Origin of the sequence: Arthrobacter sp. PsM3, from assembly GCF_030433895.1 — a bacterium.
Classification (GTDB): Bacteria; Actinomycetota; Actinomycetes; order Actinomycetales; family Micrococcaceae; genus Arthrobacter.
In genome coordinates this window covers 115,453-142,366 of sequence record NZ_JARUXE010000004.1, presented here as the reverse complement: position 1 = coordinate 142,366, position 26,914 = coordinate 115,453, and the positions used below count along the sequence as shown (strand labels likewise).

Sequence of the window (26,914 nt, the reverse complement as noted above, 5' to 3'; positions counted from 1 at the left end):
CGTGATGCAGGAGGGGCTGCCGTGGCGGCAGCTAAGCCGGCGGGAGGTCCTCCATCGGGAAGGCCACTGCCTCGCCGACGACGCGGAGGCAGAGTTCGGTGCCGGGGCGGGCGATTGAGGCATTCCAGTGCCGGATGGTGATGACTTCGCCGCCGCCGGGGTACCGGTGGTCGGCCACGGCGCCTTCCGCGAGGACGGGCGGGACGGCGAGTTTGAGCCGGACGGTGGTTTCGGGCCCGAAGTAATCGGTGTCCACCACGACGCCGCGGATCGGGCCGTCCTCGGCGATCCGGATCTGCTCCGGGCGCAGCATGAGCTGGACCCGGCCCTGCGCGGGGGGGCGGCGCACGGGGATGCCGCCCAGGGAACAGGTGGCGAGGGAGCCTTCCATCCAGGCGTCGAGGATGACGGCGTCGCCCAGGAATTCAGCGGTGGCACGGTCGGCGGGGCGGGTGTAGACGATGAACGGGTTGCCGATCTGCGCCAGCCGTCCGCCGCGCATCACCGCCACCTGGTCCGCGAAGGACAGCGCCTCACCCTGGTCGTGGGTGACCAGGATGGTCGTGACGCCGGCGTCGTGCAGCACCTTGCCCACGGCGCGGCGGGTGGCCACCCGCAGGCCGGCGTCCAGGGCAGAGAACGGCTCGTCCAGGAGCATCAGTTCCGGCTCGCGGGCGAGGGCCCGGGCCAGGGCGACCCGCTGCTGCTGCCCGCCGGAGAGTTCGTGCGGGCGGCGCTTCGCCATGGCAGGGTCCAGCGACACCATTTCCAGCAGCTCGGCCACCCGGGCCTTCACGCCGCGGTGGCCGCCGGTGAGCTTGGCGGCGTCGAGCCCGAAGGAGATGTTCTGCCCGACGCTCAGGTGCGGGAAGAGGGCGCCGTCCTGCGCCACGTAGCCGACGTGGCGCTTGTGCGCCGGGACCCAGACGCCGTCGCCGGCCACCTTCGCGCCGTCGAGCGAGATGGTGCCGGTATCCGGATGCTCAAAACCGGCGATCAGCCGCAGCAGCGTGGTCTTGCCGGAGCCGGAGGGGCCCACGATCGCCGTCGTGCCGCCCTTCGCGACCGAGAGGTTGACACCCTTGAGGACCGCCTGGGAACCGAAGTTCTTGGTGACGGCGTCAATCTCCAGGTGGCTGTTGGTGCTGGTGGCCACGGACGCGGCGACCCGCGGTTCCGGGAGCCGGGAAGGGCTGTGTTGGGTCACTGTCCCGCTGCTTTCTTGGACTGCTGGAAGAGGAGGTAGGTCATCGGTGCCGAAATCACGATCATCAGCAGGGCGTACGGAGCGGCGCCGGCGTAATCGATCTCGCTGCTCTTGCTCCAGAATTCGGTCGCGAGCGTGCGGGTGCCGTTGGGCGAGAGCAGCAGGGTTGCCGTCAGTTCGTTCACGATCGCCAGGAACACCAGCGCTGCGCCGCCCGCGGCGGCCGGGGCGGTGAGCCGCAGCGTGACCCGGAGGAAGGCCAGCAGCGGCGGCTTGCCGAGCGCCTGGGCGGCCTCGTCGAGTTCCTTCGGCGCCTGGGCCAGGCCGGAGCGGATGTTGACCAGCGCACGCGGCAGGAACAACAGCACGTAGGCCGCGATCAGCAGTGCGGAGGTCTGGTAGAGGTCGGGGGCCGCCTTGATGCTGACCGTTACGAAGGCCAGCCCCACCACGATCCCCGGCATGGAGCTCGTGATGTAGTTGGACAGTTCCAGGGCCTTGCTGAACCAGCTGGGATGCCGCACGGCCAGGTACGCCATCGGGAACGCGACGACCGTGGTGGCCAGGGCGCCGGCGAGGCCGTATGTCAGCGTCAGCAGCAGGGCCGGCAGGAACTCCTCAGCGGCCCAGATGTCCGGTCCGCCGGCATAGATCCAGCGCAGCACGAAGGTCAGCGGCAGCCCGAAGGCCAGCGCGGTGAGCGCAATCAGGAACAGCTGGGCCGGCAGCTGGAAGGCGTGCAGCGGCAGGCGCAGTGCACGGGCCTGGGCGCCGGAGCCGATCCTGGCGTACCGGGCACTTCCGCGGCTCCGCACTTCCGCCAGCAGCAGGATCAGGCACAGGAACACCAGAACGCTGGCCAGCATGTTCCCTGCAGTGCCGTTGAAGGTGGACTGGTACTGCACCATGATCGCGGTGGTGAAGGTGTCGAAACGGATCATCGCGAAGGCGCCGTATTCGGCCAGCAGGTGCAGGGACACGAGCAGCGCGCCGCCGGTCATCGCGATCCGCAGCTGCGGCAGCACCACGCGGAAGAAAGCGCGCCAGGCGCCGAGGCCCAGGGATGCGGCGGATTGTTCGATGGCCGGGTCCAGCCGGCTGAGCGTGGCGGCGGCCGGGATGTAGACGAGCGGGAAATAGGACAGCGTGGCGATCAGCACCCCGGACCACAGGCCCTCGAGCGAGGGCACCGCGGAGACCCAGGCGTAGCTGTTGACGAACGCCGGGATGGCCAGCGGAGCCGCGAGCAGCACGGCCCACCATTTGTGCCCCTTGAGCTGGGTGCGTTCCACCAGCCACGCGCCGCCCACCCCGAGGATGAGGCACAGCGGCACGGTGACCAGCATCAGCAGCACCGTGTTCAGCAGCAGCTCGCCGACGCGCGCCCGGAAGATCAGGTCCACGGCGGTGTCCCACCCGGTGGCCACCGTCATGACGATGACGTAGGCCAGCGGAATCAGCGCGAAGAGCGCGATCAGGACCGCCAGGACCGCAATTACAGATACGCCGAAAGGCGGGCGGGGGCGTTTGCCCCTGCCCGCCGTCGTCGTGTTCCCGGATGTTCCGGGAGCCGCCAGCTTGGTTGTCACGTGGTTAGAGCAGTCCTGCCTTGGTCATCAGCTCGGTGACTTTCGCGGAGTTGAGCTTAGCCGGGTCCACAGTGGGTGCCTGCAGCTCCGGGAGCGGAACGAGCTTTTCGTTGGACGGGACGCCGGACGCGATGGCGTACTCGAAGGAGGTGCCCTTCTGCAGGACTTCCTGGCCCTTCTTGCCGGTGATGAACTTGACGAAGGCCTGGGCCGCCGCCGCGTTCTTCGAGGACTTCAGCACGCCGCCGCCGGAGACGGACACGAAGGCGCCCGGATCCTGGTTCTTGAAGTAGTACGGGGTGACGTTATTGGAGTTCTCGCCGGTCTTGGCCTGGTCGCCGTAGTAGTAATAGTGGTAGATCAGGGCGGCGTCGACTTCGCCGGCGTTGACCGCCTTCATCGCGGTGCTGTTGCCCTTGTAGGCCTTGGAGTTTTCCTTCATGCCCTGGAGCCATTCCTCGGTGGCGGCTTCGCCCTTGAGTTCCAGCAGGGCCGAGACAATCGCCTGGAAGTCGGCACCGGACGGCGAGGCCGCCCACTTGCCCTTCCACTCCGGCTTGGCCAGGTCCAGCATGGACTTCGGCAGTTGGTCTGCGGTGAGCTTGGCCTTGCCGTAGACCAGCACGGTGGAGCGGGCTGCGATGCCGGTCCACTTGTTGGTGGAGGGCCGGAATTCGGCGGGCACCTGCTCGATGGTGGCTTTGTCGACGTCGGCGAAGAGTCCGGCGTTTTCCACCTGGGCCATGGCCGGGGAGTTTTCGGTGAGGAAGACGTCGGCCGGGGAGGCCTGGCCCTCCTGGATGATCTGGTTGGACATCTCGGTGTCCGAGCCCTGGCGGAGGGTGACCTTGACGCCGGTTTCCGCGGTGAACGCGTCCACCCATTCCTTGGTCAGTGATTCGTGCTGGGCGTTGTAGACCGTGATCTCTCCGGAGATCTTGCCGTCAGCGGCGGCGCTGCCGCCGGGGGAGGTCGAGTTGCCGGAGCCACAGGCGGTGAGGCCGAGCGCGGCGGTGGCGGCAAGTGCGATACCTGCCAGCGCGTTGTTGCGGATCTTCATGGGGCTGCTTTCTGCAAGGAAGGTCTTGGGCCCCTAGCCCCCCTGTGAGCGGGGAAGTTAGGGCATGCTCACTAGGAAAAACTGTAGGTTAGCCAAACCTAAGCAACCAAGCCGAGGACCCATTAAGTGATAAGGATCACATCAATTACGAAACTATTGCATGACTTAATTATCGGCCGGTTGATTCGGCGGATCGTGCGGCGGGCGTCCGGGGGCCGGCCCCGCCGGTGACCGCCGCCGCGGCTTCCAGCACCATCCAGGCCTGCAGCTGGGTGGAAAGTTCGACGGCGGCGCCCTCCGGGTAGCTCTGGTCCGCCGTCTGTTCGGGGCGGGCGGAGAGGATGATCCTGCTGCCCTTGCCGGGAAGCCGCTCCCCGGCGGACACGGCCCTGCGGCCCTCCCAGAACGCCCCGGCAGTGTTGAGCACCAGTGCGGCGGCCATAGCACGGGTCCCGGCCGGCAGCCGCGCATCGACGGCGGCCAGCGCGAGGTAGCGGGCCAGGATTCCGGTGAAGAGGCCGCCGTCGCCGCTTCCCTCGCAGCGCAGCACCCGGGCGCTGCTGCCCGTCGGTGGGGCAGGGAGGGTGAGGTTCCGTGCCACGGCCGCCACGAGCGTGGCTGCGCGGGCCAGGTTCGTCCCGCCGCCGAGCTCCAGCAGGGCGCCCAGGACGGGGCCCTGGTTGTAGGAGTAGATGGCGTCTTCCAGGACCACCTCGCCGCCCGGTCCGATCCGGAGGCCGTCCCGGTACATCCCCTGTTCCGGGTCGAACAGCCGGGCATCCAACCAGTCCAGCAAGGCCTGGGCCTTGGCCGCCTGGCCGGTGCGGGCGTAGTAGAGCGCCACGGGGGCAGTGGCCGGAGTGTTCTTGAAATCGCGTTTCTTGCTCCAGAACGTGCCGCCGCCGAGGTCGTCCGTGGAGGCGGAATCGAACTGCAGGGTGAGGCTCCTGAGGACCCGGGCGTTGCGGAGCCGCCCGGCCGTGTGCCGGCTTTGCTCGGCGAGGTTCTCCAGCCGCAGCGTCGATAGCGCCAGCCAGGCCATGTCGTCGTAGTAGTTGTTGACGATGGTGAGGAAGTTCCGCAGCCGGATCCCGGTGACCAGCCGGGAGGCGAGCCGGCCGGCGCTGGGACGGTTCGCGCCGTCGAACCGTTTCCCGGGCCGACCTTCGGTGCCGAGTTCGCGGCGGCCGGTGTCCACCAGGCAGTCCACATAGTGCGCCTGCCACCAGTAGTGCCAGGGCCGGGCCAGGTTCCTGAGTCGGCCCGAGGGGCGCACGATTGCGGCGATGTGGGTTCCCGGCAGGAAGAACAGCCGCTGCCCGAACATCCGGGTCACCGAGCGTGCCGCTTCGTCCGCGCGGAGGGACCAGTCGGCGGCGGCGGAAATCTCTGCTGGGCTCATGGATCCAGCCTAGCGGCGGCAGCCTTTGGGGCCGGATCGTGGCTGGGCCGTGGGGTGAAAGGTGCGGAATGCCCGTATTCCAGTTAACATTCACTAACTAATGTTCCCTGCAAGTCCGTGACGCTGCACACAGTGTCGTGGCGGGTTCCGGTTCCACATCAAGGAGGATGCATGGACATCAAAGGTACAGTTGCGCTGATCACGGGCGGGGCCTCGGGGTTGGGTGCTGCCACGGCGCGCCGCCTGGTCGACGCCGGAGCCTCCGTGGTCCTGGTGGACCTGCCGGGCTCCGCCGGCGAGGCCTTGGCCGCCGAGCTGAACGCTGGCCGGGTCCGGGCCGGGGCGCCCGGCGCCGGACACCCGGCGGAGCCGGCCAACACGGCGGTCTTCGCCGCCGCCGACGTCACCAGCGAGGCGGAGGTGCAGGCTGCCGTCGACGCCGCCGTTGCCCTCGGCCCGCTGCGGATCGTGGTCAATTGTGCCGGGATCGCCACCCCCGGCAAGGTCCTGGGCCGCGACGGCGTGCTGCCGCTGGAGAACTTCAGCCGTGTCATCCAGATCAACCTCGTGGGCACCTTCAACGTCATCCGCCTCGCCGCGGCCGCGATGGCGGCGACCGAGCCGGCCGTGACCGAGCTGGGCGGGCCGGAGCGCGGCGTGATCATCAACACCGCCTCCGTGGCCGCCTTTGACGGCCAGATCGGCCAGCCGGCCTATGCCGCCTCCAAGGGCGCGGTGCACGCGATGACCCTGCCGATTGCGCGCGAGCTCGCCCGGTCGCTGATCCGGGTGGTCACCATCGCGCCGGGCATCTTCGAGACACCCATGATGGCCGGGCTGCCGCAGGAAGCGCAGGATTCCCTCGGGCACCAGGTGCCGCATCCGTCCCGGCTGGGCCGCCCCGCCGAGTACGCCAACCTCGCCGCGCACATCGTGGAGAACGCCATGCTCAACGGCGAGACCATCCGCCTCGACGGCGCCATCCGGATGGGGCCGAAATGACGCCCACCGGGCTCGCCGCGTCCTTCGCCCCTGCCGACTCCGTCGCGGGGCTGCCGACCGCGGATTTCTTCGACTTCGAGTCGATGCTCAACGCCGCGGAACAGGCAAAACTTGCCGAACTCCGGGAGTTCCTGGCCCGCGAGGTGGCACCCTTCGCCGGCGAATGGTGGAACAAGGCCGAGTTCCCCGCACACATCCTGCCCAAACTGGCGGCCCTTGAACTCAGCGCGCCGGCCCAGCGCGGCTACAGCCACCTGTTCGCCGGGCTGGTCATCGCCGAGATGACCCGGGTGGACACCTCGCTGGCAACCTTCTTCCTGGTCCACCACGACCTCTTTGTCGAATCGCTCTACGGCTTCGGTTCCGAGGAACAGAAGGCGCGCCTGCTCGATGACGCCGCGAACCTCCGGACCACCGGCGCGTTCGCGCTGACGGAACCGGAGCATGGCTCCGACGTGGCCGGCGGGATGGAGACCGTCGCCCGGCGCGTTTCCGGCGGGGCGCCCGACGGCGGGGACACCTGGGTGCTCAACGGCGCCAAGCGCTGGATCGGCAACGGGACGTTCTGCGACTACTTGCTTGTCTGGGCCCGGGACGAGGCCGGCGGCGGCATCCGCGGCTTCATCGTCGACGCGGCCCTTCCGGGTGTGAGCCGGAGCCGGATCGAGAACAAGATCGCGCTGCGCACCGTGCAGAACGCGGACATTGTCTTCACGGACGTGCAGGTGGCCGAGTCGGACCGCTTCGCCGGGATCAACAGCTTCGAGGACACCAACGAGCTCCTGCGCGGCTCGCGGATCATGGTGGCCTGGCAGGGTGTTGGCCAGCAGCTGGCCGCCTTCGACGTCGCCCGGCAGTATGCGGTCGAACGCCAGCAGTTCGGCCGTCCGCTGGCGAAATTCCAGCTGGTCCAGCAGCAGCTGGTGACGATGCTCGGCAACGCCGTGGCCAGCATGGGGATGATGGTGCGGATCGCGCAGCTGCAGGAGCACGGTGCCGCGGACATGCCGCAGGTGGCGCTGGCGAAGTCCTACGTGAGCGCCCGGATGCGTGAAACCGTGGCGATGGGCCGGTCCCTGCTCGGCGGCAACGGGATCGTCACCGACTACCGGATGGCAAAGATCTTCGCCGACGCCGAGGCGATCTACACCTATGAGGGCTCGTTCGAGATCAACACGCTGATTGTGGGCCGGGCCGTGACCGGGGTGTCCGCGATCGTCTAGAACGCGATCGTCTAAAACAGAGCCGGCTCTTTCTCCCCGGCCTCGATCCGGTAGTCCAGGCTGTTGTTCTTCACCGGCATGGGGCAGGTGCCGTACGGGGTGAAGGCGCTGGGGTAATTGATGGCCCGGTTGAAATCCAGGATGACCGTCCGGTTTCCCTCCGCATCGACGCGGGGCCGGGCGGTGGAGACCTTGCGCCACTCGGCTGTTGCCAGTTCCGGCGGGGCTGCTCCGTTGGTCTCGTCATGGAATGTGACGGTCAGCGCGCCGAGCTGTTCCTCCTCGGCCTGCAGGTGGAAGTCGTGGTCCTTGCCGGGGAGCCGGAACACGAGCTCGCCGACGGACCGGTGGACCCCGTCGACCAGGGGGTTGGCGGTGCCGATCGGCACGCCGACGGGCTCCGGGTACGGGTGGAAGCTGGCCTCGACCACGAGGTCCGGCCGGTAGTCGAAGGTGGGGACGCCGTCGAACTCGGTGAACACCGGCGACTTCGAATCGCGGGTGCGGACGGCGTACTTGTTGGCGCGCATGGCGAGTTCCACGACGACCTGCCGGCCGTCCGTGCCGCCATACCGGACCCACAGCAGCGACTCCTCGTTGGCCAGCGCCGCGCTGACGGTGCCGTCCACGGACTCGCCGGTCTCCACGAGGGTCAGTCCGTCGGAAGCTGCGGCCGTGAGGAACGCCGTCGTGCCGTCCGTGGACCAGAGTCCGGGGGAGAGCTCGACCGCGGCCGGCCGGCCGTCCAGCCACTGGAAGGAAGTCAGGGTCAGCCAGCCGTACTCGCTGGCCAGGGCCGCGTTGCGGCTCGTCCGGAAGCGATGCCAGCGGGCGAGCTGGGCCTCAGGATCAGTTTGGGGCATGGTCACGGGTTCCTCCCGAGGCTTGCGGAGACCAGTTGTGCTGCCGTGGTCCGCGCGGCGGTGGCCGCCGCCGGGTCGGCGTCGAGCACGCCGCTGGCCAGGCCGCCGTCGAGCACGAGGGTCAGGCTGCGGGCGAGCTGGTCCGGGTCCGGGACACCGGCCTGGGCGGCCAGGCCGCGGATCCAGGCCCTGATGTGGTCCTTGTGCGCCACCGTCCGTTCGTGGATACGGGTTCCGGAAGCGGACTCGGCCGCGGCGTTGATGAAGGCGCAGCCGCGGTAGCCGTCGCGGCGGCAGGCACTGGCCAGGGCATCGAACAACCCCACGAGCTGGGCCGCGGGGTCAGGGCCGGCGGCTTCCGCCGCGGCGTGGAGCTGCCCGGACCAGACGCCGTCGACTTTCGCCAGGTATGCCAGGATCAGGTCGTCCTTGGCCGGAAAATACTTGTAGAACGTGGCCTTCGCGACGCCGGATTCGGCGATGATCGTATCGATGCCGGCGGCCCTGAGTCCCTGGGCGTAGAAAAGCCGGAAGGCCGTGGCGAGAATTTTCTCCCTGGCCTGCCCGGCGGGCGGGCGGGCGGCCGGGGTCACTGTGGCTGCTGGCGGCGTCATGGCTCTATGGTACACAGACAAGTCTGTCTATGTCCGCCGGTGACGCGTCCCCTCCTTGCCGTAGACAGGTCTGTCTGATAGCGTCGGGGCCACATGTAGACGAACCTGTCTACCCCGCCCGTTGAGAAGTGAGGACACCATGAGGATTGCAGTAATGGGAACCGGGACCGTTGGCCCCACGATCGCCGGGGCGCTGTCGGAGCTGGGGCATGAGGTGGTGATCGGAACGCGCGATCCCAGGGTGACGCTGGCCCGGACCGAGCCCGGGGCGATGGGCGGTCCACCCTTCGCCGCGTGGCACGCGGCGCACAGCCGGATCGGCGTCGCCACTTTCGCGGACGCCGCTGCCGGTGCGGACATCATCGTCAACGCCACCAACGGCGCTGGCTCACTCGAAGCGCTCACCGCAGCGGGAGCGGGCAACCTGGCCGGCAAGGTGCTGGTGGACATCGCCAACCCGCTGGACTTCTCCCACGGGTTCCCTCCGTCGTTGGACCCGGTGAACACCGACAGCCTCGGGGAGCAGATCCAGCGGACCTTCCCGGAATCCCGCGTGGTCAAGACCCTCAATACGATGACCGCCAGCGTGATGGCGGATCCGCTGAGTGTCGCCGGGGGAGACCATTCGGTGTTCGTTTCCGGAAACGACGCGGCCGCCAAGGAAACCGTGACCGGCCTGCTCACGGGCCTCGGTCACCGGGACATCATCGATCTGGGCGACATCACCACAGCGCGCGGCGCCGAAATGATCATGCCGATCTGGCTGCGGATCTGGGGTGCGCTGGGCACCGGGGCGTTCAACTTCAAAATCGCCCGGTAAGGCCTTCACCACCCAACTCCACCCAGCGGCGGGATCCGTTTGCCCGCGGCGTCACCCCCGGAGCCCCACGTCAAGGGCCCGGACACTATCTGAGACGGATTCCCCTGCTGCCCGGCCGCCGGGTAGCATCCTGTAGGAAGAAAGTAACCCGGCTCACAGTATCCAGCGCAGTGTACGAGCCAAGTCCCCCTCGAGAGATAGTTTCCATGGCTGACACTGCAACGAATCCCGGCACCGATCTCGCCTCCGAACTGCGCGCCGATGTCCGCCGGGTGTCCACCCTCCTCGGCGAATCCCTGGTCCGCCAGCACGGGCCCGAACTCCTGGACCTGGTGGAGCAAGTGCGCCTGCTGACCAAGGAATCCAAGGAGGCCGCCCGCGGCGGTGCGGATGCCACCGGACCGTGGAGCTCGCACGACGTCGTCGCCCAGGTCCGCGAACTGCTCGGCTCCCTGCCCCTGGAGCAGGCGACTGACCTGGTTCGCGCCTTCGCCTTCTACTTCCACCTGGCCAACGCCGCCGAGCAAGTGCACCGGGTCCGCGGGCTGCGCACCCGGCAGGAAAAAGACGGCTGGCTGGCCAAGGCCGTCACCGACATCGCCGCCCAGGCCGGGCCCTCGGTGCTGCAGGAGGTCGTCAATGAACTCGACGTCCGACCCATCTTCACCGCGCACCCCACGGAGGCCTCCCGCCGCTCCGTGCTGGACAAGGTCCGCCGGCTCTCCGACATCCTGGCCCAGAGCACGGCGGAGGGCACCTCCGCACGCCGCCGCCAGGACCGCCAGCTCGCCGAGGTGATCGACCAGATGTGGCAGACGGATGAACTCCGCCAGGTCCGGCCCACCCCGGTGGACGAGGCCCGGAACGCGATCTACTACCTCACCGGCATCCTGGGCGACGCCATGCCGGAGATGCTCTCGGACCTCTCGGAACTGCTCGCCGAGCACGGCGTCAGCCTCCCCGCGGAGAAGGCCCCCATCCGCTTCGGCTCCTGGATCGGCGGGGACCGGGACGGCAACCCCAATGTCACCGCGGCCGTCACCCGCGAAATCCTGCAGATCCAGAACCAGCACGCCGTCCGGATCAGCATCGGCCTGATCGACGGGCTGATCTCCATCCTGTCCAACTCGACGGCGCTCGCCGGGGCGGACCAGGAGCTGCTGGACTCGATCGACGTCGACCTCAGGAACCTGCCGGGCCTGGACCGCCGGGTCCTGGAACTGAACGCCCAGGAGCCCTACCGGCTCAAGCTCACCTGCATTAAGGCCAAGCTGCTGAACACCGCGCGGCGGGTCTCGGCCGGATCGGCGCACGAGCCGGGCCGCGACTACACGTCCACCGCGGAGCTGATCGAGGAGCTGGGCCTGCTGGAGCGGTCGCTGCGCAACCACCATGCCGCGCTCGCCGCCGACGGTTCCCTGGCCCGGGTCCGCCGCGCCATCGCCTCCTTTGGCCTGCACCTGGCCACCCTCGACATCCGGGAACACGCCGACCACCACCATGACGCCGTCGGGCAGCTGATGGACCGCCTAGGCGGCCCCGGCCTCCGGTATGCGGAACTCAACCGTTCCGAGCGGCTCGAGGTGCTGGGGTCGGAGCTCGCCTCGCGCCGCCCGCTGTCCGGCCACCCGATCAAGCTCGACGGCGTCGCCGACGGCACCTATGACGTTTTCCGCGAGATCCGGCGGGCCCTGCGAACGTACGGCCCGGACGTCATCGAGACGTACATTATTTCGATGACCCGCGGCGCGGACGATGTCCTGGCCGCGGCGGTGCTGGCCCGCGAGGCGGGGCTGGTCAACCTGTTCGGCGAGGCCCCCTGCGCCAGGATCGGTTTCGCGCCGCTGCTGGAAACCGTGGAGGAGCTGCGGGCCTCGGCCGAAATCGTGGACCAGCTGCTCTCCGACTCCTCCTACCGCGAGCTGGTCCGGCTGCGCGGGGACGTGCAGGAAATCATGCTCGGCTACTCGGACTCCAACAAGGAATCCGGCGTCATGACCAGCCAGTGGGAAATCCACAAGACCCAGCGCAAACTCCGGGACATCGCGGCCAAACACGGGGTGCGGGTACGCCTGTTCCACGGCCGCGGCGGCTCTGTGGGGCGCGGCGGCGGCCCGACCTATGACGCCATCATGGCCCAGCCCAACGGGGTGCTGGAGGGCGAGATCAAGTTCACCGAACAGGGCGAGGTCATTTCGGACAAGTACTCGCTGCCCGAGCTCGCCCGCGAGAACCTCGAACTCTCGCTCGCGGCGGTCATGCAGGGTTCCGCGCTGCACCGCACCCCGCGCACCTCGGAGGACCAGCGTGAACGCTACGGCCACGTCATGGAGACCATTTCCGACGCCGCCTTCGCCCGGTACCGGACCCTGATCGATGATCCGGACCTGCCGGCCTACTTCATGGCCTCCACCCCGGTGGAACAGCTGGGGTCCCTCAATATCGGCTCCCGGCCGTCGAAGAGGCCCGATTCCGGCGCGGGGCTCGAGGGCCTGCGGGCGATCCCGTGGGTGTTCGGCTGGACGCAGTCGCGGCAGATCGTCCCGGGCTGGTTCGGTGTCGGCTCCGGGCTCAAAGCTGCCCGCGAAGCCGGCCACTCGGCCCAGCTGGTGGAGATGATGGACGGCTGGCACTTCTTCCGCTCCGTGCTCTCCAATGTGGAAATGACGCTGGCGAAGACGGACATGGACATCGCCGGCTATTACGTCTCCACACTGGTCCCGGAGGAACTGCACCATCTGTTCCGTGCCATCAGGGCCGAATACGAGCTGACCGTCGCCGAGGTCCAGCACCTGACCGGCGAGGACCTGCTGCTCGACGCACAGCCCACCTTGAAGCGCTCCCTGGAGATCCGGGACCAGTACCTCGACCCGATCAGCTACCTCCAGGTGGAACTGCTGCGCCGGATCCGCTCCGAGGCCGCGGCCGGGGAGAGCATGCCCAACGCCGAGATCGACGAACGCCTCCAGCGTGCCATGCTCATCACGGTCAACGGCGTGGCGGCGGGCCTGCGCAACACCGGCTAAATCCGGCGCCCGTTCACCTTTCGCTGCGGTCCCGGTGCCGCGGCGCTGGGCCCGCCCCCTCCCCGTAAGGGACCACGATGGTCCGGCGCGCTGTGCCGCCGTCGTAATACGGCAGGGTCCTCACCGGAACGCCGTAGAGCGCTGTGAGTGACGTGTCCGTGAGCAGCTCTTCCGCCGGTCCGGTCAGGGTTCCGCTCCGGCCCAGGAGGACAGCCCTGTCGGCCAGGTACAAGGCGTGGTCCGGGTGGTGCGTGCTCAGGAGCAGGGCCATGCCGTCCGCCATTAACTCGCGCAGGAGCGACAGGACCCGCACCTGGTTCTTTAAATCGAGCCCGGTGGCAGGCTCGTCAAGCACGAGGACAGGACAGCCTGCGGCGATGGCCCGGGCTATCAGGACGAGTTGCTGTTCGCCGCCGCTGAGGGTAGGAAAACGCCGGTCGCGCAGCCCGGGAACCCCTACCTTGTCCATCGCGTCCAGGGCTGCGGCCCGGTCCTTGGCGCCTGGCGTGCGGAAGACCCCGACCTGCCGGGCCCGCCCCATCAGGACCATGTCCAGGGCCGTGTACCCAAACGCGCTGCCGCGGGCCTGCGGCACGTACCCGGCACCGTCGGCCCGGTGGACCGTGCCCGCCGCCGGCGCCAGAAGTCCGGCAGCGCAGCGGACCAGCGTGGTCTTGCCGCTGCCGTTCGGACCCAGCACCGCGGTGGCCGTGCCTGGCAGCACCCGGAAGCTGACGTCCCGGAAGACCCAGTCCTGCCGGGCGTAGCCGAATCCCACACCGTCCAGTTCAAGCACTTTCCCAGATCCTGTCACGGTTCCGGCGCAGCAGCAGGAAGAAAACGGGGGCACCGATAAGGGCCGTGAGGACGCCCAGCGGAATCTCCCCGGCGGTAAGGGTGCGGGCCACGGTGTCCACCAGGATGATGTAGGCGCCGCCAAGAAGGAAGGACACAGGCAGGAGCACGCGGTGGTCCGGGCCCACCCACATTCGCGCCAGATGCGGCACCACCAGGCCCACCCAGCTGACCGCTCCGCTGACTGCCACCGCGCCGGCCACAATCAATGCCACCGCCACCAGCACCACCCAGCGCAGGGGGCGTGGTTTGACGCCCAGGGCCGCGGCATCCTCGTCGCCCAGGGAGAGCACGTTAATGCGCCAGCGCAGCAACACGAGCACGACGGTGCCGCCCAGCACAGGGACCAGCGCGACCGCGACCTTCGCGTACGTCGCGGTGGACACGCTGCCAAGCAGCCAGAAAACGATGGCAGGCAGGGTGGTGTTCGGGTCCGCGAGGTAGGTCACCAGCGCCACCAAGGCTGAGAAGAACGCACCCGTAACGACACCGCCGAGCACGATCATCAGCATTGAGGAGCCACCGCGGCCGGACGTGATCAGGATCAGCAACACGAGGGCTGCCATGCCGAAGAAAAATGAACCCGCGACCAGCATGAAAGTCCCCAGACCGAGCAGCAGGGCCAGCGCTCCGCCGAAGGAGGCCCCGGCGGATACTCCGATGATCTCCGGGCTGACCAGAGGGTTCCGGAAGATGGCCTGCAGAGCGGCACCGCCGATCGCCAGCCCGCCGCCCACCAGCAGGCCAAGCAGGATCCGGGGGAGCCGCACGAGCAGGACAACGTTCTGCTCCGTCTCACTGGCTTCGAGCGGGAAGGGCACGATTTGTGCCGCGAGAATCTGGACGACGTGCCCCACCGGCACATCGAAGCGTCCGAGCGCCAGCGCGAGCAGTCCGGCCGCGGTCAGCACGACGGCGGCGATGGAAATGGGCCCGAGAACAGCAAATGTCCGGGCGCGGACTCCCGGCCCAGGCTGGTCGTCCGTCCGGCCGGCCCGTGGGCCACGGCGCTTCAGCCGCGCTGCACTGGCCTCATCCAGCATTGAACTGTTGGTAATTGGCTGAGCCGCTGTTCTCCGTGACCCACAGCATCCGGTCCAGCGCGTCCTCCGAGGGCTCTTGGCCATAAAGGAACTGGAAATATTCACGAACTTTGCCGCGCACCGCGGACCGGTCCTGGGGAAAAGCGATGGCCGTGAGCCAGTGCCACATGAGCGGCGATTCCTGACCTGGGGGATCCCAGCGGTAGCCCCCGAGCGGAACCTTGTAGACGCGCCGCGAGCGGACCGCGGAAATGTTCTGCCACACCGGGTTCGAATAGATGTCCTGCGGCATGGCCTGGTCGAAATTACCCAGCAGGATCACCTCCGGATCCCAGCTCAGGACCTGTTCCACGTCCAGACCCACCATGCCCGAGCCGGGCAACGGGTGCTGACCGGTGGCGGGGTTGGTGCCGCCGACAAGTTTGATATAGAAGTCGTTGTACGTATCGGCTGCCGCGGCCTTGAGCCCGCCGGTGAACCGGTTGAAGTAAAGAATGCTGGGTCCCCCGGAGTCGCGGCCGGCCGCCAGTGACTTGATCTTGTCGAGTTCTTCATCGCTGTGGGCCTTGATTTCGGTGGCACGCTCAGGTTTGCCAAGCATGGCGGCAAACATCGTCACCCAGGCGTCCACGTCCTCCTGTTTGCCGGTGTTGGTCAGGCCGATTACCGTCAGCCCGGCGTTCTCGAGCGGGTCGATCAGTTGGGCGTCCGACCACTGGATCACGACGTCGGGGTTCAGGGCGCGCACGCTCTCCACGTTGGGGGTGAAGTCCTGCGTCGCTATGTCGTGAGGCAGTTCGAGCGTCCGCGGAAACATTGTTCCCATGACTCCGTCACGCATGGCGACCCAGGAGGCGTTATGCATGGCGCCCAGATGTTTGGCACTGCCGTCGACGGCGACCAGCAGCGACGCTGCCGGCATGGGTATGGTCACCACCTTGGTGACCGGCCTGGCGAACGTGACTGTTTTGCCGCGCTGATCCATGATGCTGATGCGGTCTGCTGCCGCGGAACCAGTCCCGCCGGCGGCCGGAGAGGCAGCGGGGGAAAGGCCGGAGGCTCCGCACCCGGTCAGCAGGGCTGCGGATCCTCCCGCCATCAACGCCTGAAGCACCGTGCGGCGGTTTGGATCGTCGACTCGCATGGCCTGACCCCCTGTGCGTAGGTTCTTCACAGGATCGCCCCGCAGACCAAGGCTGTCAACGGCCCCGCGGTACCGGGCTCTTGTCGGGGTTCGGGGCCGGTGCTACTTTCAGAGGACCTTGCGCGGAAGGTGGCCAGATCATGATTCCTGACGGTGCCCAGTTATTTGTCCGCTATGCCTACCCTCCCAATTCCAGGGGCAGCTGCGGTCCGCCGGATAGTGATGCGCTGCTGCATTACGGCCAGTCCGGCGTGACGGACCAAGGCCTCCGTGAGCTGGCAAAAGGCTTTGCCGGCGCCTGGCCGTACCTGGAACTGATTGCGGCCTCCAACGGAATCCGCGATCCCCTCGATTTCCGTGTTGTGGAGGCGTACTGGGTGGGGAACAGTCTCCTGGACTCCGTCGGCATAACCAACATCGGCAACTCAATGGAGGACCGGTTCCGGGCCCGCACGGGACGGCAGTTCCCGCACTTGGCGGAAGGTGTCCTGGCTGGCGGGGTTCCCCACCACAGTTTCCATGTCTTCGAGATCTACCCCTGGTTGGGCTTGCTCCACGATGACCGCCGCCATGCCACCGCCTTGAGTGTGCTCGACCGGTGCCGCATCCGGTGGGGCGTGGTGCTGGCGATTACCGGCGACGAGGCGACGGTCCGGTCCCGGTCCCTGGTTTGGGACGGAATCTCGCTGGCCTTGGGTGAGGCCGTAGTCGAGTCGGCGAAATACGCGGTGAACGGCTCCGGGTTCGTGGCCGGGCTGGCAGCGGGGGACGTGGTGTCGCTCCACTGGGACTGGGTCTGTGACCGGCTGTCCCCGCGTCAGCTGCAGCGGCTGGTGCACTTTACTGCGCGGCACCTGCGGATCGCCAACAACGGCGTCGAACACCGCGGCGCCGCGATCGCGCTGGAACACTAAGGCCGCCGGCGGGCTCCCTGGCGGCGGGCTAGTACGGCTAGCTTGCGTCGCCGTCGGCGTCCCTGGGCTGGCCCATGAGCTCCAGTCCACCCATGGCCCGTTCCGCGCCGTCGGAATCCACCCGTTCCAGGGCGAAGCCCATGTGGATGAGCACCCACGTTCCCGGCTCCAGCGGCCCCTCATCCAGCAGGCCGATGTTGATTTTCCGGCGCACTCCGGCCACGTCCACGAGAGCCAGCTGGTTGCCGTAGCCCTCGAGCAGTTCGATGACCTGACCTGGAATTCCAAGGCACATGGCGTGCACTCCTTGCTCTGCGCCGGTCTCGGCTCTTATCCGGACTTGGTTCTAAACAGGCGGATGTTGCGCGATCAGTTGTTCGACGGCGGCCAGCGCCCGCGGTACGGCTTCCGCCACGGGGCCGGTGAGTCCTATTCCTTCGGTCAAGTCAGCCGGGACGCAGCCTACGACGTAGATCAGGGGAAGTTCACCGCCGAGCGAGCGGAGCCGTCCCAGCACGGCAGCCGGGTCCATGCCGTGCGGGTCCAGGGAGGCGGCGCCGTCGAGGTCTTCGGGGCGCACCCGCAGTATCCGGATGCGCCCCGGTGCCGCGCCCGAGTCGGGGCCTGCGCCTGCGCTTGGGTTGGGGCCTGCGCCCGGGTCTGGGTCCGGGCGCGGGGGCACGGTATCCACCAGCACCAGAACGTCCACTCCGGCCAGCAGATCATAGGCCAGGTGCATGCCGCGGATTCCGTAGTCCACGGCCAGCACGCCGGGGGCCGCCGGGTCTATGGTCGCGGCCAGCCGGCGGGCGACCTCCGGGCCGAACCCGTCGTCGCGCAGAAACATGTTCCCCACGCCGGCGACCAGGACCCGGGGTCCGCGATCCGCGGTCCCGGTGGAGGGTTTGCCGGGCTGGACTGATGACGTCACATCCGCCGCATTTTCAGGTAGCGCTGGATATCGGGGACCGACCGTATCCCGGTGTACGCGGCCGCCAGTGCCAGCGCCACGAGCAGGCCGACCGTGGCCATTCCTACTGTTTTCATAGCGGGTTTTCCTCTCCATCCTCAAGCGGTTCAAGTTCTTCGGGTGCGTAGTAGAAGGACCGGCCGTAGCCTTCATGGAGGTCCGCGGCAGGGTCTGTTTCGAGCACCAGGCCGACGTGGGTGCTGCCATCGACGTCGAAGTGCACGCTGGTGACCCGCCCGGTCTGCCCGGCGAAGAAGAGGTCCTGCGCATCGGCGCGCCGGCTCGGGTTCACCCTGACCCGGCTGCCGCGGGCCACCGGAACGCCATTGATCAGAACGGCATCAGTGGACGGCTCGACGAGGGCTTCGGATTCCGGCGTCCACCATGCGGGCGCTTCCTCTCCAGTGCCGGCGAGGATTCCGCGGGAGTCCGGGAATTCCGCGGCGTGGGGATTGCGCAGGATCCCGTGCAGCTGCTGCAGCTCCTCCGGCGACATCGCCTCGCAATGGTCGATGATCGCGGCCGCGCGGGGATCGGTGGCGCGGGCCTCGGATTTTTCCTCCTCGGTCAGGGTCAGCACCCGCAGGGTGAGAATCTCGTCAATTTCGGTGGAATCATAGAGCGCCACCGGGCTTTCCGGGGCCACTGCGGGGTGGTCGTAGAGAATGATCGGCGAGACCAGCAGCACGTCCGCCTGCCCCTCCGGACCGGCGAGGACTGGCCAACAGCGGTGCTGCGAGCAGCCCGCAACGGCGTCCTGCGCCCAACCCGGCGGATCCAGCAGGGAGAGGAAATCCGCGTCCCGCAGGCTGAGGAGCACGTGCGCGCCGATGAAGGACGCGGCGATCGCGTCCTGCCGGTTCCCCGGCTCCGTAACGGCCTCCTCCGCGGTGTTGGCGACGGAAACCCGCAACCGGAGGGGCCCGTCGCTGACGGCGGCGGCGCTGAGGCCGACCTCGCCCCGGAGCGCCTGGCGACGCCGCACCAGCCTGCCTGCCGTGCGCCCGGTGCCGTCGGCGAGTTCCTCAATTTCCTCGGCCGCCGGGACCTCCACCGGCAGCCGCAGCGCTGCCCGGGCCAGTTGCGCCACCGGAAACGGCCCCAGGGTGATCTCCTGTTCAACCGCCTCGTCCCAGCTCAGCCAGCGCGACTTGCCGATGGCCAGTTCCGCCGCCGGGCTGAATCTGCCGTCGCCGTCGGCCTTCTCTACGGTGCGGGTCTGCAGCTGCAGGAAGCGCAGGTGCAGTTCCACATCCGCGTGCGGTCCCGGGCTCAGCAGGCAGTCGGCGGACATTCCCGGTTCCTCGCCGGCGCCGGCCTCCGCGGCCCCGGGCGGCCCGAGGATTCCGAACTGCCAGCGGGCCTGGTTCTTCTGCGAGGAGGCGCGGTAGGGGTACAGCAGGTAGCCCTCGTAGAGGACCGCGTCGGCGACCGCCCTGGCCAGGCTCAGGCTCATGCTCATGGGAGCGGCTCTCCGCCCACACCAGTCGCGGCATCCGCCAGCAGCGACTCCACGGTGGCCTCCCAGGACGTCAGGCCGCGCGCCGACCTGTACCGGGACAGGTCGGCCAGTGCCTCCCGGTCCAGCCGGATCCAGCCCGCATTGGGGAAGTACTGGTCCATCAGCCGGTGCCAGGCTGCCACCGGGAGCCGGTAGGAGGCTTCGAGATGCCAAGGGACCTGCTCCACCCCGAATCCCGTCGGCCCCTTCGTGAAGACCGTGCCGGAGAACAGCAGCTCCAGCGGGATTTCGCCGTCCCTGAGGGCGTGCAGGTACTTGGCCGCGGCGACGTCGAAGTCGAACGTGCAGGGCAGGGGCAGATCCGCCTCGGTGCTGCCCGTGAATCCCTGCACCATGGCGCTGCACTGCAGCCAGAGGAACGACCTGAGCGTGGTGGGCCAGCGGCCGCGCTCGCCGAACAGGTCCAGGAGCCCCCGTTCCTCCTCGTCCGCGTAGCCGCGGCGCTGCGGCAGGATCCGCACCTGGCAGCGCAGCGCGATTGCGTGGATGGTGGCGCCGGTGGACTCGGTGAGCTTGAGCCGGGCGGTCAGCTGCGGTGCCGCCGCGTAGGGCTCGGGCTGGATGTCGACGACGGCGAACGCCAGCTCGGTCATGGGGAGCCTCCCGCCAGGGACTCGCTGGTGTCTTCCGGCACGGGCCGGCTGCGGCGGTCCAGCCGCGCGAAGAAGGCGGCGAGTTGCTCGCGGGCCTCCTGGCCGCCGTCGAACCCGCGCCAGCGGCGGCGAAGCTGCCCCACGAGTTCGTAGCATGCGTCCACGGGAACGAGATGGCAGTCGGCGCGGGCCCGGTCGGGGCCCGGTCCGCGGATCAGCAGCGCCTCCGTATCCGGTGCGGCCAGGGCGAGCGCCGGGTTCCGGGCCAGCACGGTGCCCCAGGCGCCCAGCGGGAGCTCGGATTCGGTGGCGCCGGCGGGGCCCGGGTAGAAGGCGACGGTCCGGTCCAGTTTGGAACTGTGGAAGAAGAATGCCAGTCCCACCGGAATTTCCAGCTCGTCCCACTGGCCCGGGCCCAGTTCAAAATCGGGAAAGTGCAGATACCGGTCCGGCACCGAGCGGTAGCGCAGGTGGGCCGTGGCGTCGGTGAACAGGAGGTAGCACGGCCGGCACGTGCACATCATGGCGTGGCTCTCCAGGTCGACGACGTGCTGGTGTTCCCCGGGGATGGGTTCCCCGCACATCTCGCAGCGCTCGCCGGCGGGCGGCGCGGGCGGGCTGGACGCGATCCTGCGCAGCAGGGCGACCGGCAGCCCGCCGGGGGCGGCGGCGCCCCGGCCGGGTTCGGTGCTGCGTCCCTGGCTCACGTCAGGCGCCCTGTCCGGAAACGACCGGCACGGCCACGGACATCACGCCGGACCGGACCAGGAGAGGCAGGGGATCCAGATGCAGGTTCCGGTCCTCGAGGCAGATCCCGGCCTGCCGCACGTCGAAATGGCCGCGGCATGAGGGGCAGCGCAGCAGACCGCCGCCGACGGGTGCGGCGAGGGCACGCTGGAGGGTGGCGCCGGCCATCGATGCCGTGCACCGCGGGCAATAATCGCGGTAGGCATAGACGTCCTGCCCGGTCCGGCAGGCGAGCACCGGGTACCCGCCCACCAGGAAGCCGGCAACTTCGCCGGGCTCGAGTCCGGCAATCTCCGGCACGGGCTCCCACGATCCGGCGGCGTGCTCCTGCCAGCCGCCGGTGTCGCCCGGCCCGTGCCCTGCCGCGGCCTCGGCAGGGTGGTTCAGCCGGACCAGCAGCGCCTCCACCGGAATCACCGCCGGAACTGCCGGGCGGGAGTCCTCCTCGACCACCTCGATGGCGGTGACCTCGGGCGCCGCCGTCTCGATGGCTTCTTCGACGGCGAACTTGAGCGTGACCGACGACGACGGGCACCCCTGGCAGGTGCCGAGCAGCCGCAGCCGCACCACGCCCTCGGGGCTGACGTCCAGAAGTTCCACGTTGCCGCCGTGCGAGCCGAGGTACGGCCGGACACTCTCCAGCGCGGCTCTCACCCGTGTTTCCACGTCCTGGGGGTGCAGCCCGTGGATCACCAGGAGGCTGGAGACGAGCTCGTCCGCGGTCAGCGCGTCCAGCGTTCCGCCGTCCAATTGTCCGCGGTCGCCGAGGATTTCGAGGATCCTCGCCAGCCCTGAGCCGTAGAGTTCCGTCACCTGGCGGAGCAGTTCCTCGGCGCGCCCGCGGGCCACCGCCCCGCCTGCGCCGAGGGCGTCGAGGAGACTTTCGATCCGGTCGCCGGCCTGCCGCGGCCGGTCCTCGCCAGGCATGGCGGGGCTGCTATTCGCCGGTCAGGGTCTGGGTGGGGGAGTGCAGCTTCTCCAGGGTCTGGCCGTTACCCAGATACATGTGCACCCCACAGGGCAGGCAGGGGTCGAAGCTGCGGACCGTGCGCATGATGTCGATGCCTTTGAAGTGCTCGCGGTCGTTCTCCTCGAAAATCGGCTGACCCTGGACGGCGTCCTCGTAGGGGCCGGCGGTCCCGGCTGAATCCGTGGGGCTGGCGTTCCAGGGCGTTGGCGGATACGGATGGTAGTTGGCGATCTTCCCGTCGCGGATCACCATGTGGTGGGACAGGACACCCCGGACGGCCTCCGTGAAGCCGCAGCTGATGGCCTCATCCGGAACCTCGAAGCTCTCCCAGGTCTTGGTGCGGCCGGCGCGGATCTCCTCGAGTGCCTTCTCGGCGAAGTGCAGTGCGGCGGCGGCGGCGTAGGCCTGGAAGTAGGTGCGGGCCCGGTTGCGCTCCAGGGTGTTGCTCCACTGCGGGACGTTCCACTCGAAGGACACCGGACCCTTCAGTGCTGTCTTGGGCAGGTTGATCTGGACGCTCCGGCCGGTGGCCTTGATGTAGCCGATGTCCACTAGCCCGGCGAGCGCCGTGGCCCAGAGGCGCGCCAGCGGACCGCCGCCGGTGTCCAGCGCCAGGTTGTCCTGGCCGTCAAACCAGCGCGGCGACATGACCCAGCTGTATTTCTCCGCGAGGTCCCGCTTTTGCGGCCGCGGATTGGTGTGCTGGTTCCAGGGATGCCGGCGGTCCACGGGATTGCCCAGCGGATCGTGGGTGACAAACATTTCCTGGTCTTCCCAGTCCTCGTAGTAGGAGGACCCGAGCATGATCCGGATGCCCAGGTTGATCCGCACGAGGTCGGTGGTGACGAGTTTGCCGTCCACCACGACGCCCGGCGTGACGAACATCTTCCGGCCCCACTCGGTCATGTCCTTGTACTCGAAGTTGCAATAGTCGGGGTCCTGGAGCGAGCCCCAGCAGCCCAGCAGCGTGCGCCGCAGTCCCACCTGTTCGTAGCCCGGCAGCGCCTCGTAGAAGAAGTCGAAGAGGTCGTCATGCATGGGGACGACTTTCTTCATGAATTCCACGTACCGCATGAGCCGGGTGATGTAGTCCGTCATCAGCTGGATGGTGGCGACCGTTCCCACTCCGCCGGGGTACAGCGTGGACGGGTGCACGTGCCGGCCCTCCATGAGGCAGAACATTTCGCGGGTGGCCCGGCTGACCTGCAGCGCCTCCCGGTAGAACTCCCCCGTGAACGGGTTGAGCGAGCGCATGATGTCAGCGATGGTCCGGTAGCCGTGGTCGCCCTCGTGCGCTGCACGGGTGTTCTCCGCCTTTGCCAGCACCCCGGGGTTCGTTTCGGAGACCATCTTTTCGCAGTAGTCCACGCCAACGAGGTTTTCCTGGAAGATGTTGTGGTCGAACATGTACTCGGCGGCTTCGCCGAGGTTCACGATCCATTCGCCAAGGTGTGGCGGCTTCACACCGTAGGCCATGTTCTGGGCGTAGCAGGAGCACGTGGCGTGGTTGTCGCCGCAGATCCCGCAGATGCGGCTGGTAATGAAGTGCGCGTCCCGCGGGTCCTTGCCCTTCATGAAGATGGAGTAGCCGCGGAAGATCGAGGAGGTGCTCTTGCACTCCACCACCTGGTTGTTGGCAAAATCGATCTTCGTGTAGATGCCGAGGCTGCCGACGATCCTCGTAATCGGGTCCCACGCCATCTCCACCAGATTGTTGTTACCTGTTCCGCTTCCGGAAGGCATTGGAATCGTTGAGGTCATGTTCTTCACCTGTCTGGACGTGGGTGCTACCAGGTGCGCCGGGCACCGGTAAGGAGCTCAGTACCGGGCCGGCGCCACTTGGGCTCCTGGTCCAGGGTGTGGGTGGTGATTCCACGCAGCGCCCTGATGGCCGAGCCATACGGGCGGATGGTGTTGGTGGACAGTTTCCCGCCGGGAGGCTCATCCATAAAGGGCATGAACTTGTCCGGGAACCCCGGCATGGTGCAGCCGATGCAGATGCCGCCGACATTCGGGCAGCCGCCGACGCCGTTCATCCAGCCGCGCTTGGGGACGTTGCACTTGACCACCGGCCCCCAGCAGCCGAGCTTCACGATGCACTTAGGGGAGCCGTATTCGGTGGCGAAGTCACCCTGTTCGTAGTATCCGGCCCGGTCACACCCCTCGTGGACGGTCTGGCCGAATAGCCAGGTGGGCCGCAGTGCGTCGTCCAGCGGAATCATCGGAGCCTGGCCGGTGGCCTGATACAGCAAATACGTCATTGTTTCGGAAAGATTATCCGGCTGGATGGGGCACCCCGGGACGCACACGATGGGGATGCCGGCCTTGGACTTCCAGTTGTAGCCGAGGTAATCCGGCACGCCCATGGCGCCGGTGGGGTTTCCGGCCATCGCATGGATGCCGCCGTACGTGGCACAGGTCCCGGCCGCGATGATGGCGGTGGCCTTGGGGGCCAGACGGTCGAGCCATTCACTGGTCGTGATCGGCTGTCCGGTCTCGAGGTCGTTCCCGAACCCGCACCAGTAGCCGCCGGGGGCGTGGAGCTTTTCATTGGGGATGGACCCCTCCACCACCAGGACAAACGGTTCCAGCTCACCGCGGTCCGCTTTCCGGAACCATTCCAGGAAGTCGTCGGCCCCTTCCTGCGGTCCGCATTCGAAGTCGATCAGAGGCCAATGCATGGCAATGCGCGGCAGGCCGGGCAATGCGCCGAGGGCTATCTCCTCGACACTGGGCTGCGTGGCTGCCGTCAGGGCCACCGAATCGCCGTCGCAGCTGAGCCCTGCGTTGATCCACAGCACATGGATAAGGGTTTCTTCGGCCTTCAGAGAAGTTTCAGTAGGCATTGTTGCCTCTTTCGCAGGCCCTTACGGGCTCAGTGTGTCCGTCAAAGAGCCAGTCAGAGTGGCTGACCGGGAACTGGTTCCGCCGAGCCAGTCATACCAGTCGGCGAGGCCATCGCCGGTGGTGGCCGAAAGGACCAGGAAATCGGTGCGCGGATTGAGCTGACGGGCCCTGCGCCGGAACCCGTCGACGTCGAAGTCAACGTAGGGAAGCAGATCCGACTTGTTGATGATCACCAGATCGGCTGCCTTGAACATGTGCGGGTATTTCTGCGGCTTGTCATCACCTTCCGTCACGGAAACGACTACTATTTTGGCAGCTTCGCCCAGGTCAAACAGGGCGGGGCAGACCAGATTGCCCACATTTTCGATGAACACCGTGGACCCCGTCTCCGGATCCAGGGCGTCCAGCCCGCGCCGGAGCATGTCGGCGTCCAAATGGCAGCCGGCTCCGGTGTTGATCTGGACGACGTGCCGCCCGACCGCACGGATGCGGTCCGCGTCCAGCGACGTCTCCTGGTCGCCCTCGACGACGCCTGCCCGCAGGCGCTCGCCGAGGTCCGCGAGGGTGCGGACCAGCAGGGTGGTCTTCCCCGCGCCGGGGGAACTCATCAGGTTCAGCGCGCGGATTCCCCGGCCTTCCAGCCATCCCCGGTTCCTTGCCGCGAGCAGCTCGTTCTTCGCGAGCAGGTTCTGCTCCAGCTGGATGGTTACGTGGTCGTGGTCGTGGTCGTGCGGATGCGGGTGCTCGTGGTCCGCACCGTGGTCGTGCGGATGCCCGGGCAGGGGTGCACTGGAGGGTTCCTGAAGGGTGGAAACCCTGACGTTCGTCTCGTCGCCGCATCCGCATGTTGTACACACTTGCTACGCCACCTCCACCGACATCAGCAGGAGTTCGCGGCCGCTGAGGACTTCGACGTCGGCGCTTCCGCAGGGACACAGCAGGACCAGATCGGTTAGTTCGAATTCGTCGTGGCAGTTTCTGCACCGGGCCCGGCCGCGCGGTTCGTCGATCAACAGCTGGGCGCCGTCCAGTGGGGTGCCCGCGGAAGCGACGTCGAAGCAGAAGCGCATGGCATCCGGCAAGACACCGGAGAGCGGACCCACCTGCACATTGACCGCAATGACCTTCCGCTCGCCGATTCGGTCGAGGACGGCTTCGATAAGGCTCTGGGTAATGGAGAGTTCGTGCATGGCGGCGCTCCTTCCTGCCAAGATAGGCGCGAGCCGAAAAAAACACAACCACTCTCCGGCAATGCAAGGACACCACCGTCGGGTGTCGTTCGCGCCATCTCCGGCTCCAATGCGCCGGTGATCCTCAGCTGCTGCCCGGTGGGCTCCAGCGTTGTTCGATCCGGCCGAATTTCCAGACAGCGAGCGCAGCCAGCCACGTGACCACGAAGATGCCCACGATGATGTAGCCGACGTTTTCCAACTCCAGTGCCCCGACTGCGGCTGCCGGCCCTGACTCGATTCCGAGCTTGTCCACCAACAACCCGGACAGCACGATGACGCCGACCACCAGCGCCACAACAACCGAGAGAACCGTGACGGTCAGGTTGTAGAACAATTTCCGGACCGGCCGGAGGAATGCCCACCCGTAAGCCCTGGACATGAACACGCCGTCGGCGGTGTCAAAGATGCTCATTCCGGCGGCAAATAGAACCGGCAGGACCAGGATGGCGTACCAGGGCAGGGAGAAGGCCGCCGAACCAGCCGCGAGCACCAGCATGGCTATCTGGGAAGCGGTGTCGAATCCCAGACCCATCAGCAGGCCGACCGGATAGACGTGCCAGGGTTTGGCAATCCGCCGGATCGATCCACCGAGCAGCCGGGCCAGGAAGCCCCGGTTATTGAGCTGCTGCTCAAGCTCGGCTTCGCTGAAGTCCCCGGTCCGCATCCGGCGGATCACCCGGACAATGCCTATGACCGAGACGAGGTTCATCAGCCCGATCAGAATCAGAAACATGCCAGCCACCACGCTGCCGAGCATACCGAGGGCCTGGATCAGGGCCGAGTCCTCGTTCTGTACGGTGCCGGCCAGTGCCCTCACGCCGAGTGCCAGGAGCAGCGCCGCGCCGAAAACAACGCTCGAGTGGCCCAGCGAGAACCAGAAGCCCACCCCCAGCGAGGCCTTTCCCTCGCCGACCAGCTTCCGGGTGGTGTTGTCGATGACGGCGATGTGGTCGGCGTCGAATGCGTGCCGCACGCCGAGCAGAAAGGCGGTGACGCCGAGGCCGGCCCCAAACACACCGGCGCGGCCCAGGGAGAAATTTTGGGGGACCACGGCCAGGATCAGCACGCCCCAGCCAACGGTATTGAGCAGGATGACAAAGCCGGTGATGCCGGCGAGATGGACCTTGTCCCGGCGGTCCCAGCGGCTGCGTTTGGTCCGCTCCGGCTGAGCTACAGGCCACAGGTTGCTCATAGTGCGTAAGGGTAGGCGCAGGGGCCCCCGCTGCCAAGACCCTGCGGGGACGGCCGGCGCACGCAATGCATTTAGGCTT

26 protein-coding genes are annotated in these 26,914 nt (G+C 67.8%); 5 read left to right on the top strand and 21 right to left on the bottom strand.

Annotated features, from left to right (window positions below):
• Positions 1-31 precede the first annotated feature (31 nt).
• The 4 genes from QCD75_RS03170 to QCD75_RS03155 all read right to left on the bottom strand — a co-directional run bounded on the left by QCD75_RS03170 (position 32) and on the right by QCD75_RS03155 (position 5,258).
• Complete coding sequence (locus QCD75_RS03170; RefSeq protein ID WP_301225649.1) at positions 32-1,207, bottom strand: ABC transporter ATP-binding protein; 1,176 nt, start codon at positions 1,205-1,207, stop codon at positions 32-34.
• Positions 1,204-2,796: an ABC transporter permease gene (locus tag QCD75_RS03165; protein ID WP_301225647.1), complete on the bottom strand. Its 1,593-nt coding sequence runs from the start codon at positions 2,794-2,796 to the stop codon at positions 1,204-1,206. Before QCD75_RS03165 ends, QCD75_RS03170 begins: the two co-directional genes overlap by 4 nt.
• 4 nt (positions 2,797-2,800) lie before the next feature.
• Positions 2,801-3,856 carry an iron ABC transporter substrate-binding protein gene (locus tag QCD75_RS03160; protein WP_301225645.1) on the bottom strand — a complete coding sequence of 352 codons (1,056 nt, stop codon included), beginning with the start codon at positions 3,854-3,856 and terminating at the stop codon, positions 2,801-2,803.
• Between the two features lie 169 nt (positions 3,857-4,025).
• Positions 4,026-5,258 (bottom strand): glycoside hydrolase family 76 protein, encoded by a 1,233-nt coding sequence (locus tag QCD75_RS03155; RefSeq protein WP_301225643.1) that lies wholly within the window; start codon positions 5,256-5,258, stop codon positions 4,026-4,028.
• Positions 5,259-5,429: 171 nt separating this feature from the next.
• On the opposite strand from QCD75_RS03155, the gene QCD75_RS03150 reads away from it, so the two are divergent.
• Both QCD75_RS03150 and QCD75_RS03145 read left to right on the top strand, forming a co-directional pair.
• Positions 5,430-6,260 carry an SDR family NAD(P)-dependent oxidoreductase gene (locus QCD75_RS03150; RefSeq protein ID WP_301225641.1) on the top strand — a complete coding sequence of 277 codons (831 nt, stop codon included), beginning with the start codon at positions 5,430-5,432 and terminating at the stop codon, positions 6,258-6,260.
• Positions 6,257-7,483 (top strand): acyl-CoA dehydrogenase family protein, encoded by a 1,227-nt coding sequence (locus QCD75_RS03145; RefSeq protein WP_301225639.1) that lies wholly within the window; start codon positions 6,257-6,259, stop codon positions 7,481-7,483. The genes QCD75_RS03150 and QCD75_RS03145 overlap by 4 nt, the downstream gene beginning before the upstream one ends.
• A gap of 11 nt (positions 7,484-7,494) precedes the next feature.
• Here QCD75_RS03145 and QCD75_RS03140 read toward each other — a convergent pair whose 3' ends face one another.
• Entirely contained in the window at positions 7,495-8,346 is an 852-nt protein-coding gene (locus QCD75_RS03140) for a DUF1684 domain-containing protein (protein ID WP_301225637.1), read from the bottom strand.
• A gap of 2 nt (positions 8,347-8,348) precedes the next feature.
• Positions 8,349-8,960 carry a TetR/AcrR family transcriptional regulator gene (locus QCD75_RS03135; protein ID WP_301225635.1) on the bottom strand — a complete coding sequence of 204 codons (612 nt, stop codon included), beginning with the start codon at positions 8,958-8,960 and terminating at the stop codon, positions 8,349-8,351.
• A gap of 139 nt (positions 8,961-9,099) precedes the next feature.
• On the opposite strand from QCD75_RS03135, the gene QCD75_RS03130 reads away from it, so the two are divergent.
• The gene (locus tag QCD75_RS03130) at positions 9,100-9,780 is read left to right on the top strand and encodes an NADPH-dependent F420 reductase (RefSeq protein ID WP_301225633.1); all 681 of its coding nucleotides are present in this window, start codon (positions 9,100-9,102) and stop codon (positions 9,778-9,780) included.
• 206 nt (positions 9,781-9,986) lie between these two features.
• A complete protein-coding gene (gene ppc / locus QCD75_RS03125; RefSeq protein WP_301225632.1) occupies positions 9,987-12,806 on the top strand; it encodes a phosphoenolpyruvate carboxylase in 2,820 nt (939 codons plus the stop codon).
• 13 nt (positions 12,807-12,819) lie between these two features.
• On the opposite strand, the gene QCD75_RS03120 is transcribed toward ppc, so the two are convergent.
• Genes QCD75_RS03120 through QCD75_RS03110 form a run of 3 tightly spaced genes read right to left on the bottom strand, consistent with a single transcriptional unit; the run spans position 12,820 to position 15,848 of the window.
• Positions 12,820-13,602 (bottom strand): ABC transporter ATP-binding protein, encoded by a 783-nt coding sequence (locus QCD75_RS03120; protein WP_301225630.1) that lies wholly within the window; start codon positions 13,600-13,602, stop codon positions 12,820-12,822.
• Positions 13,595-14,704 carry a FecCD family ABC transporter permease gene (locus QCD75_RS03115; RefSeq protein ID WP_301225628.1) on the bottom strand — a complete coding sequence of 370 codons (1,110 nt, stop codon included), beginning with the start codon at positions 14,702-14,704 and terminating at the stop codon, positions 13,595-13,597. Before QCD75_RS03115 ends, QCD75_RS03120 begins: the two co-directional genes overlap by 8 nt.
• Positions 14,694-15,848, bottom strand: a complete 1,155-nt coding sequence (locus QCD75_RS03110) for an ABC transporter substrate-binding protein (protein ID WP_301225626.1) — start codon at positions 15,846-15,848, stop codon at positions 14,694-14,696. Before QCD75_RS03110 ends, QCD75_RS03115 begins: the two co-directional genes overlap by 11 nt.
• 140 nt (positions 15,849-15,988) lie before the next feature.
• Between QCD75_RS03110 and QCD75_RS03105 the strand changes: the two genes are divergently transcribed.
• On the top strand, positions 15,989-16,762 hold the full coding sequence (locus tag QCD75_RS03105) for a DUF6390 family protein (RefSeq protein WP_301225624.1): 774 nt from the start codon (positions 15,989-15,991) through the stop codon (positions 16,760-16,762).
• Between the two features lie 37 nt (positions 16,763-16,799).
• On the opposite strand, the gene QCD75_RS03100 is transcribed toward QCD75_RS03105, so the two are convergent.
• From QCD75_RS03100 to QCD75_RS03050, 12 genes are all read right to left on the bottom strand, one after another.
• Complete coding sequence (locus tag QCD75_RS03100) at positions 16,800-17,057, bottom strand: HypC/HybG/HupF family hydrogenase formation chaperone (RefSeq protein WP_301225622.1); 258 nt, start codon at positions 17,055-17,057, stop codon at positions 16,800-16,802.
• Positions 17,058-17,108: 51 nt separating this feature from the next.
• Positions 17,109-17,693, bottom strand: coding sequence for a hydrogenase maturation protease (locus QCD75_RS03095; protein WP_301225620.1), 585 nt, complete (start codon positions 17,691-17,693; stop codon positions 17,109-17,111).
• Positions 17,690-17,809, bottom strand: a complete 120-nt coding sequence (locus QCD75_RS22355) for a DUF6893 family small protein (protein ID WP_441005430.1) — start codon at positions 17,807-17,809, stop codon at positions 17,690-17,692. Before QCD75_RS22355 ends, QCD75_RS03095 begins: the two co-directional genes overlap by 4 nt.
• Positions 17,806-19,194 carry a hypothetical protein gene (locus QCD75_RS03090; RefSeq protein WP_301225618.1) on the bottom strand — a complete coding sequence of 463 codons (1,389 nt, stop codon included), beginning with the start codon at positions 19,192-19,194 and terminating at the stop codon, positions 17,806-17,808. Before QCD75_RS03090 ends, QCD75_RS22355 begins: the two co-directional genes overlap by 4 nt.
• Positions 19,191-19,847 carry a DUF6084 family protein gene (locus QCD75_RS03085; RefSeq protein WP_301225616.1) on the bottom strand — a complete coding sequence of 219 codons (657 nt, stop codon included), beginning with the start codon at positions 19,845-19,847 and terminating at the stop codon, positions 19,191-19,193. Before QCD75_RS03085 ends, QCD75_RS03090 begins: the two co-directional genes overlap by 4 nt.
• Entirely contained in the window at positions 19,844-20,554 is a 711-nt protein-coding gene (locus QCD75_RS03080) for a DUF5947 family protein (RefSeq protein ID WP_301225614.1), read from the bottom strand. The genes QCD75_RS03085 and QCD75_RS03080 overlap by 4 nt, the downstream gene beginning before the upstream one ends.
• Before the next feature lies 1 nt (position 20,555).
• Positions 20,556-21,521 (bottom strand): NifU family protein, encoded by a 966-nt coding sequence (locus QCD75_RS03075; protein WP_301225612.1) that lies wholly within the window; start codon positions 21,519-21,521, stop codon positions 20,556-20,558.
• 10 nt (positions 21,522-21,531) lie between these two features.
• Positions 21,532-23,325 carry a nickel-dependent hydrogenase large subunit gene (locus QCD75_RS03070; protein WP_301225610.1) on the bottom strand — a complete coding sequence of 598 codons (1,794 nt, stop codon included), beginning with the start codon at positions 23,323-23,325 and terminating at the stop codon, positions 21,532-21,534.
• 26 nt (positions 23,326-23,351) lie between these two features.
• The gene (locus QCD75_RS03065) at positions 23,352-24,410 is read right to left on the bottom strand and encodes a hydrogenase expression protein HypE (RefSeq protein WP_301225608.1); all 1,059 of its coding nucleotides are present in this window, start codon (positions 24,408-24,410) and stop codon (positions 23,352-23,354) included.
• Between the two features lie 21 nt (positions 24,411-24,431).
• On the bottom strand, positions 24,432-25,268 hold the full coding sequence (hypB, locus tag QCD75_RS03060) for a hydrogenase nickel incorporation protein HypB (RefSeq protein ID WP_301225606.1): 837 nt from the start codon (positions 25,266-25,268) through the stop codon (positions 24,432-24,434).
• Between the two features lie 3 nt (positions 25,269-25,271).
• Complete coding sequence (locus QCD75_RS03055) at positions 25,272-25,601, bottom strand: hydrogenase maturation nickel metallochaperone HypA/HybF (protein ID WP_301225604.1); 330 nt, start codon at positions 25,599-25,601, stop codon at positions 25,272-25,274.
• Between the two features lie 124 nt (positions 25,602-25,725).
• On the bottom strand, positions 25,726-26,835 hold the full coding sequence (locus tag QCD75_RS03050) for a HoxN/HupN/NixA family nickel/cobalt transporter (RefSeq protein ID WP_301225602.1): 1,110 nt from the start codon (positions 26,833-26,835) through the stop codon (positions 25,726-25,728).
• Positions 26,836-26,914 lie beyond the last annotated feature (79 nt).

Bases quoted from the DNA above. Each gene is read 5' to 3' on its own strand.
- QCD75_RS03160 (WP_301225645.1), bottom strand. From the start codon at position 3,856: ATGAAGATCCGCAACAACGCGCTGGCAGGTATCGCACTTGCCGCCACC.
- QCD75_RS03155 (WP_301225643.1), bottom strand. From the start codon at position 5,258: ATGAGCCCAGCAGAGATTTCCGCCGCCGCCGACTGGTCCCTCCGCGCG.
- QCD75_RS03150 (WP_301225641.1), top strand. From the start codon at position 5,430: ATGGACATCAAAGGTACAGTTGCGCTGATCACGGGCGGGGCCTCGGGG.
- QCD75_RS03145 (WP_301225639.1), top strand. From the start codon at position 6,257: ATGACGCCCACCGGGCTCGCCGCGTCCTTCGCCCCTGCCGACTCCGTC.
- QCD75_RS03140 (WP_301225637.1), bottom strand. From the start codon at position 8,346: ATGCCCCAAACTGATCCTGAGGCCCAGCTCGCCCGCTGGCATCGCTTC.
- QCD75_RS03135 (WP_301225635.1), bottom strand. From the start codon at position 8,960: ATGACGCCGCCAGCAGCCACAGTGACCCCGGCCGCCCGCCCGCCCGCC.
- QCD75_RS03130 (WP_301225633.1), top strand. From the start codon at position 9,100: ATGAGGATTGCAGTAATGGGAACCGGGACCGTTGGCCCCACGATCGCC.
- ppc (WP_301225632.1), top strand. From the start codon at position 9,987: ATGGCTGACACTGCAACGAATCCCGGCACCGATCTCGCCTCCGAACTG.
- QCD75_RS03115 (WP_301225628.1), bottom strand. From the start codon at position 14,704: ATGCTGGATGAGGCCAGTGCAGCGCGGCTGAAGCGCCGTGGCCCACGG.
- QCD75_RS03110 (WP_301225626.1), bottom strand. From the start codon at position 15,848: ATGCGAGTCGACGATCCAAACCGCCGCACGGTGCTTCAGGCGTTGATG.
- QCD75_RS03105 (WP_301225624.1), top strand. From the start codon at position 15,989: ATGATTCCTGACGGTGCCCAGTTATTTGTCCGCTATGCCTACCCTCCC.
- QCD75_RS03100 (WP_301225622.1), bottom strand. From the start codon at position 17,057: ATGTGCCTTGGAATTCCAGGTCAGGTCATCGAACTGCTCGAGGGCTAC.
- QCD75_RS22355 (WP_441005430.1), bottom strand. From the start codon at position 17,809: ATGAAAACAGTAGGAATGGCCACGGTCGGCCTGCTCGTGGCGCTGGCA.
- QCD75_RS03090 (WP_301225618.1), bottom strand. From the start codon at position 19,194: ATGAGCATGAGCCTGAGCCTGGCCAGGGCGGTCGCCGACGCGGTCCTC.
- QCD75_RS03085 (WP_301225616.1), bottom strand. From the start codon at position 19,847: ATGACCGAGCTGGCGTTCGCCGTCGTCGACATCCAGCCCGAGCCCTAC.
- QCD75_RS03075 (WP_301225612.1), bottom strand. From the start codon at position 21,521: ATGCCTGGCGAGGACCGGCCGCGGCAGGCCGGCGACCGGATCGAAAGT.
- QCD75_RS03070 (WP_301225610.1), bottom strand. From the start codon at position 23,325: ATGACCTCAACGATTCCAATGCCTTCCGGAAGCGGAACAGGTAACAAC.
- QCD75_RS03065 (WP_301225608.1), bottom strand. From the start codon at position 24,410: ATGCCTACTGAAACTTCTCTGAAGGCCGAAGAAACCCTTATCCATGTG.
- QCD75_RS03055 (WP_301225604.1), bottom strand. From the start codon at position 25,601: ATGCACGAACTCTCCATTACCCAGAGCCTTATCGAAGCCGTCCTCGAC.
- QCD75_RS03050 (WP_301225602.1), bottom strand. From the start codon at position 26,835: ATGAGCAACCTGTGGCCTGTAGCTCAGCCGGAGCGGACCAAACGCAGC.